The sequence below is a fragment of the bacterium genome (assembly GCA_030654305.1).
GTDB lineage: Bacteria > Krumholzibacteriota > Krumholzibacteriia > LZORAL124-64-63 > LZORAL124-64-63 > PNOJ01.
On the sequence record JAURXS010000101.1, the window covers coordinates 1 to 6,964 of the forward strand.

At 74.3% G+C, this 6,964-nt stretch carries 7 protein-coding genes; all 7 read left to right on the forward strand.

The genetic code is table 11. The features are described 5' to 3' along the window. On the forward strand, window positions 1–782 hold a 782-nt coding region (locus Q7W29_02760; protein MDO9170732.1), incomplete at its 5' end, for an amidohydrolase family protein. Next, the gene (locus Q7W29_02765; GenBank protein MDO9170733.1) at window positions 779–2,641 is read left to right on the forward strand and encodes a TonB-dependent receptor; all 1,863 of its coding nucleotides are present in this window, start codon (window positions 779–781) and stop codon (window positions 2,639–2,641) included. The genes Q7W29_02760 and Q7W29_02765, both read left to right, overlap by 4 nt. An 83-nt stretch (window positions 2,642–2,724) precedes the next feature. Continuing rightward, window positions 2,725–3,147 carry a helix-hairpin-helix domain-containing protein gene (locus Q7W29_02770; protein MDO9170734.1) on the forward strand — a complete coding sequence of 141 codons (423 nt, stop codon included), beginning with the start codon at window positions 2,725–2,727 and terminating at the stop codon, window positions 3,145–3,147. 48 nt (window positions 3,148–3,195) lie between these two features. Then, window positions 3,196–4,395 (forward strand): PAS domain-containing protein, encoded by a 1,200-nt coding sequence (locus Q7W29_02775; protein MDO9170735.1) that lies wholly within the window; start codon window positions 3,196–3,198, stop codon window positions 4,393–4,395. 146 nt (window positions 4,396–4,541) lie between these two features. After that, window positions 4,542–6,041 carry a sigma-54 dependent transcriptional regulator gene (locus Q7W29_02780; protein ID MDO9170736.1) on the forward strand — a complete coding sequence of 500 codons (1,500 nt, stop codon included), beginning with the start codon at window positions 4,542–4,544 and terminating at the stop codon, window positions 6,039–6,041. Window positions 6,042–6,145: 104 nt separating this feature from the next. Then, entirely contained in the window at window positions 6,146–6,688 is a 543-nt protein-coding gene (locus tag Q7W29_02785) for a shikimate kinase (GenBank protein ID MDO9170737.1), read from the forward strand. Continuing rightward, window positions 6,685–6,964 (forward strand): RsmD family RNA methyltransferase (locus Q7W29_02790; GenBank protein MDO9170738.1); only part of this gene is annotated, 280 nt, incomplete at its 3' end. The genes Q7W29_02785 and Q7W29_02790, both read left to right, overlap by 4 nt.

The window sequence follows — 6,964 nt, forward strand, 5'->3', positions numbered from 1 at the left end:
ACGACGAAGCGCGCATGCTCCGCATCGCCGGTGACGCGGCCGCCACGGTCGGCCTGCGGGTGGTCCGCACCTGCCTCGCCGCCCACGAGGTGCCGCCGGAGTACCGGGACCGGCGCGACGACTACGTCCGGCTGGTCTGCGCGGAGATCCTGCCGCGCATCGCCGGCGAGGGCCTCGCCGAGCGGCTGGACGTCTTCTGCGAGCCTTCGGTCTTCGACCTCGAGCAGACCGCGACGATCCTGCGCCGGGGCCGGGAGCTCGGCCTGCGCGCCACCGTCCACGCCGACGAGCTGGAACCGTTCGGGGGCGCGGCCCTGGCCGCGCGCCTGGGGGCGGATTCGGCGGACCACCTCATCCGCATCGACGACGCGGGCATCGCCGCCCTGGCGGGGTCGCCGACCGTGGCGGTGCTGCTGCCCGGGACGGTCTTCTCGCTCGGGCTGCGCGGCTACGCTCCGGCGCGGGCGATGATCGCGGCGGGCGTCGCGGTGGCCCTGGCCACCGACTTCAATCCCGGCAGCTGCCCGATCGCCTCGGTGCCCCTGATCCAGTCCATCGCCTGCACCCAGATGCGCCTGACGCCGGCCGAGGCCCTGGCGGCCTCCACGGTGAACGCCGCCTGGGCGCTCGGTCTCCAGGACGAGGTCGGTTCGCTGGCGCCGGGCCGCGCCGCGGACTTCCTGGTGCTGGACGTCGACGACTTCCGTTTGGTGCCCTACCACGCCGGGCGCAATCCCGTGCGCGAGGTGTGGCGCGACGGTCGCCGGTTGGTGGCGCGATGAGGCGGGGACGCCTGACCCGCTCGCTCTCGGCCGGCGCCGCGGCGCTGGTGCTGGCCGTGGTCCCGGTCATGACTGCCGGCGCGCAGGCCGTCGCGCCGGCCGGCATCTGGTCGTCGGCGCTGGTCGAGGTGCCGACCGGTTCGCGCACGCCCTGGGTGCCCTTCGCCGGTGACGTCGCCGACCTGCTGGGCCGCAGCACGCCGCTGATCGCCGTCAGGGACGGCGCGCCGGGTGCGCCCCTGCTCGCGCTGCACCTGCCCGGCGACGACGCCGTCCCGTTCGCCGAACTGGACGGTTTGCCGCTGAACCTCGGGCACCGCTGGGCCGACGATCCCTGGACCTGGTCGCTGGCCGGCGTGGACCTCGCGCGGGTCGGCTTCGCCCAGGATCCACGCGGCGGCGGCGCGCCGAGACTCTCCTGGGTGTCCTGCCCGGCGGACACGGGCAGCAGCCTGCTGGACAGCGCCTTCTTCAAGGGGGCGGGGGACACCTACCTGCGAAGGCTCTCCCTGCGCACCCAGCAAGCGCCCTGGGAAGCGCGCTTCGACTTCGAGGAGCTGCTCGACGAACTGCCGCAGGACGGCAGCGTCACGGCCGGCGTCGCCGAGAGCCGCTCGCGCCTGTCCCGCACGACCCTGACCCGCCGCTTCCCCGATGCTTCGACGCTGGCGGTGGGCTACGCCCGCGATCGCCGCCACAAGACCGGCCTGACGCGCTACGGCGCGCTTCGCCAGGAGACCTGGGGCGACCGCACGACCGCGCGCTGGCGGCAGGCCTGGGGCGACGGCGAGCTGAGCGCCGGCCTGTGGTCCTCGCGCGTGGACGTGGTGCGGGAGATCGGCGCCGACGACCGCAAGGTGGAGACGGCCCGCGACGGCGCCCGCCTGGAACTCGGCCGCGGCGCCTGGCGGCTGGACGCGCAGGTCGCGTCCTGGCGGCTGTCCGATGACGCCGCGGGCACCGCGGCCTGGGCGGGGGCGGACACCGCGCGTGTGGGCGCGACGGGCCACGAAGCGCACGTCGTCGCCGTCTGGGGTCCGCCGGACGTCGCGGCCCGGACGTTGGCCGACTGGCGCCTCGAGTGCGCCGGCCGCTGGCACGAACTCGCCGGCTGGTCGCCGCACCTGGGCGCCGCCTGGCGTCCTGCCGGCGGGCCGCTGCGCGTGGGGTTGAGCCGCGGCGGGCGGGCCCCGCGGCTGGACGAACTGTTCACGGCCGAACGCGTGTTCTCCGACGGCCAGCCCGTCGTGCTGCTGCCGGCGCGCGGTCTGGGCTGGGAGGACCTCACCGAGGCGACGCTCGCCGCCGACGGCCGTTTCGCCGGGCACTCGTTACGATTCGACGCGACGTGGCGCCGGCTGCGCGACGGCATCGGCTGGCGCGCGGTGACCTCCGGCTCAGAGACGGGCCGTTGGGCCAACGACGTGGAGCTCGAGGGCTGGGCCGCGACGATCGCCGCCGCGCGCGCCGTCCGGCTGGCCGGCTGGTTGCGCTGGGAGGCGTCGGCGAGCTGGCGCGGGACCGACGTCGGCGCCGGTTCGCCGCTGGCCCTGCCGCCGGACCGGTCCGCCGTGCTGAACGTGTTCTGGGAACGCCACGCCTTCCGCGAGGACGGCATCCTCGAGGTGGGTTACGTCCTGGAGTACCGCGGCGCCATGGCGGATCCCTGGCTCCCCGGCGGCGCCGTCGACGTGCCGGCCCGCACGCTGCACCACCTGCTGGGCTCGTTCCGCCTGGTCGGTGCGGACCTGGGGATCGAGCTGCGCAACCTCACCGGCGTGACCACGGCCGTCGACGATCTGGTCCCGTCCCCGGGACGCGAGATGCGCTGGCGCCTGCAGTGGACCCTGAGGCGCTGACCTCCCGCCACGACTCCCGCCACGGGCGTCTCCCACGCCCTTGACCGCCTCCCCGCCGCCGGCGCGCGCCGGCCGGAGACGACGTGACCCGACGCGAAACCGCGGGCCTGCTGCTGCTGTTCGTCGCGGTGCTGGCCGGCCGCTGGGTCCGCCACGCCCTGCTCGTGGACGCCGACGGCGCCTGGCGCGAGCCGGGTTTCCTGGACGCGATGCTGCCGGCCCTGGTCGTCGAGGAGGTCGCGCCGGCGCCGCCGGTGCCCCCCTTCCACGTCAACCTCACCACCGCCGATACCCTGACCTGCCTGCCGGGCGTCGGCGCGGTGCTCGCGGGCCGCATCGTGGCCGAACGGGAACGCGGCGGGCCGTTCCGCGACCAGGAGGACCTGCGGCGGGTCAAGGGCATCGGGCCGAAGCTGTCGGCGCGCCTCGGCCCGCTGTTGCTCTACGACACGAAACCCGCCGCCGGCCGCACCGGCGGGTCAAGTTCCGGCCGGGCCGGCCGATGATCTTTCGGTGAGCCGCGCGCGGTGCGCGGCGCGACCGGGAGGCCGCCGATGCCCTGGGCCCTGTTGGGCTTGTTGCTGATCGCGAGCGCGGAGCTGCTGCGCCGGCTGCGGCGCGCGCGCGCCGAGGGCCGCCTGGCGTCGGCGCGCGAGCGGTCGCTGCGCACCGACCTGCGCAACGTCCTGGCGAACCTCGGCAGCGGCCTGGTGATCTCCGACCGCCACGGCGTCATCCAGCGCGCGAACCCCGCCGCGGCGCGCATCCTGGGCGTGCGCGAGGAGGACCTCGCCGGCCAGACCGTCGCCGACGCCTTCGACGAGGGGCGCCGCGAGTTCGCCCGCGCCGTGGTCCAGGTGCTGGCCGGCGGCGAGGCGGTGGCCCGCCGCGAGATCCTGCTGACCCTGCCCGAGGGGCGGCAGCTGCCCGTCGGGATCAGCGTCCACCCCGTCCGCGACGAGGCGGGCCGCCAGGCCGGCGCCGTCGCCATCTTCCAGGACCTGAGCGAGGTCAACGCCCTGCGCGAGCGCATGCGCGAGAACGACCGGCTGGCCGCGATCGGCGAGCTGTCCGCCAGCATCGCGCACGAGATCCGCAACCCCCTGGGCAGCATCCGCGGCAGCGCGGAGCTGCTGGCCGCGGAGCTGGAGGTCGGCGGCCAGGAGCAGCGGCTGCTGGCGCTGATCCTGAAGGAGAGCGAGCGGGTCAACCGCATCGTCAGCGACTTCCTCGCCTACGCCCGGCTGCGGCCGGCGGTCCGCCAGCTGGCGGAGCTGAAGCCCTTCCTGGAGGACATCGCCTTCCAGGTCCGCATGCACCAGCAGGGACGCGAGGGCCTGCGCATCGTCACCGCGATCGAACCCGACGACCTGCTGGTGCTCATGGACCCCGAGCAGATGCAGCAGGTGCTGCTGAACCTCTCGCTCAACGCCTGCGAGGCGATGGACGGCCGCGGCACGCTGACTCTGGGCGCGACGCTGGACGACGACAACTCCGTCTGCCGCCTCGTCGTCGCGGACACCGGGCCGGGCATCGCGCCGGAGGTGCGGGACACCCTGTTCCGCCCCTTCGTCACCACCAAGACCGGCGGCACCGGGCTCGGGCTGCCCGTCGTGCAGCGCATCGTCACGGCCCATGGGGGCGAGATCCTGGTCGGCGCCGCGCCGGACGGGGGCGCCGAGTTCCGCATCGACCTGCCCCTGGTGCTGGACACCGCCGGGGCCGCCGCCGCTCCCGACCTGCTCGCCGTGTAGCCGCCGTTGCATTCTGCCCCGGCCGGGCGTCGCCTGATGAGGATTCCTGCACCTTCGGACTCAAGCCCCTTGCAATCTGACCGATAACAAGCGGGACGGACGGGAGAAGCACGGCCGCCCGCGCGGCTCGACCCAAGGAGCGTTTCATGACGGAGAACCGGATCCTGGTCGTCGACGACGAGGAATCGATGCGGCAGTACCTCTCCATCCTGCTGGAGAAGGAAGGCTACGAGGTGGTCGCGGCGGGCTCGGGCGCCGAGGCCCTCCAGCTGATGGAAGCCGACCCCTTCGCGGTCGTGCTCAGCGACATCCAGATGCCCAAGGTGGACGGGATCCAGCTGTTGAAGGGCATCAAGGCCATCGACCCCACGACGCCGGTGATCATGCTCACGGCCTATGCCAGCGAACAGTCGGCCATCGACGCCGTGAACCTCGGCGCCTACTCGTACCTGCAGAAGCACTGCAAGAACGACGAGATCAAGGTCGCGGTGCGCAACGCGCTCCAGCTGCGGCAGACGCGCCGCGAGAACGTGCACCTGAAGCGCGAGCTGACGCGCACGCGCGGCCAGACGCGGATCATCGGCCAGAGCGCGCGCATGCAGGAGGTCTACCGGCTCATCGGCAAGATCAGCGCGACGTCGGCGACCGTCATGATCAACGGCGAGAGCGGCACCGGCAAGGAGCTCATCGCCCGCTCGATCCACGAGCGCAGCGAGCGGGTCGACAAGCCGTTCGTGCCCATCAACTGCGGCGCGATCCCCGAGACCCTGCTCGAGAGCCAGCTGTTCGGCCACGTGAAGGGCTCGTTCACCGGCGCGGACCGCGACCACGACGGCTTCTGCCGCCAGGCGCAGGGCGGCACGATCTTCCTGGACGAGATCGGCGAGACGCCCCACGCCATCCAGGTCAAGCTGCTGCGCATGCTGCAGGAGCGGGAGATCTACCCCGTGGGTTCGAGCAAGCCGGTCAAGGTGGACCTGCGCGTCATCGCCGCCACCAACCGCGACCTCGACCTGGAGGTGGCCGCCGGCCGCTTCCGCACCGACCTGTTCTACCGCCTGAACGTCATCCCCATCGACCTGCCGCCGCTGCGGGCGCGGCGCGACGACATCCCGCTGCTCTGCGACCACTTCCTGCGCAAGACGTGGCCGGACTATCCCGGCAAGCTCGGCGCGGCGCTCGAGGACGACGCCCTGCGGGCGCTGTCGGCCTACGACTGGCCCGGCAACGTGCGCGAGCTGGAGAACGTCCTGGAGCGGGCCAGCATCATCCGCGAGGGCGAGCGCATCATGCGCCACGACCTGCCCCCGGCGGTCGCCACGCCGCTGCCCTGCACGGTCTCGGCCTCCGAGGCGATCGGCACCCACGTGCCCCTGGAGCAGATCGAACGCCTGCACATCGAGCAGGTGCTCGCCAGCGTCTCGGGCCACAAGAAGCGCGCCGCGGACATCCTGGAGATCAACCCCTCGACCCTCTACCGCAAGCTGCTGCGCTACGAGACGGGGGAGACGTCGCCCTACGGCGAGGACGAGGCCGCGGAGCTGGCGGCCCGCGACGCGACCGAGGCCATCGCGTCGGCGGTGCTGGCCGGGATGCGCGACGGGGTGGAGGAGCCCGAGACGGTCGGCGTCGGCGACGCCGTCTGAGCCCACCTGGGACTTCCCTCGGACCGGGCGCCGGGCTGTGCTTGCCCGGCGCCCCCGTTTTGCCTATGCTCGCCACCGGCACCCCTACGGGTCGGAGGCGCGGCGTGTGGATCTCCCTGATCGGCTTCATGGGCAGCGGCAAGAGCACCGTGGCGCGCCTGCTCGGGGAGCGGGCGCTGCTGCCGGTGGTCGATCTCGACCGCGAGGTCGTGCGGCGCGAGGGCGCCGGCATCGGCGAGCTGTTCCGGTCGCGGGGGGAGCCGGGTTTCCGGGCCGCCGAGTTCGCGGCGCTGGATGCCCTGGCGAAGGATGCCGACCTGGTGATCGCCTGCGGCGGCGGCCTCGTCACGACGCCCGCCGCGGTGGCCCTGATGCGCGCCGCGGGCTGCGTGATCTGGCTGGACGCCCCCTGGGAGACGCTGCAGACCCGGCTGGCCACGGCGGCGGCGGCCGGCGACGACCGCCCCCTGCTGGCCGCGGGGGACTGGGCGGCGGCCAAGGCGCTCGACGGCGAACGGCGGCCGCTCTACGCCCGCGCCGCCGATTTCCGGGTGCGCACGGACCAGACCGCGCCCGAGGTCACGGCCCGCCGCGCCCTCACTCGGCACGTCGCCTGGCAGCGACAGCGCGCGGCGGTGGGGACGTGAGGGTCGTCGCCGGCAGCTGGCGCGGGCGTCGTCTCGACGCGCCGGAGGGCCTGGCCACACGGCCGACGACGGACCGGGTCAAGGAGGCCCTGTTCTCCATCCTGGGCCGCCGCGTCGAGGGCGCGCCGGTGGTCGATCTGTGCTGCGGCGCGGGCGGGCTGGGCATCGAGGCGCTGAGCCGGGGCGCCGCGGCCTGCGACTTCGTCGACAGCTCGCCGCGGGCGCTGGCCGCCGTGCGGGCCAACCTGGCGGCCTGCCGCGCCGATCCCGCCGCGG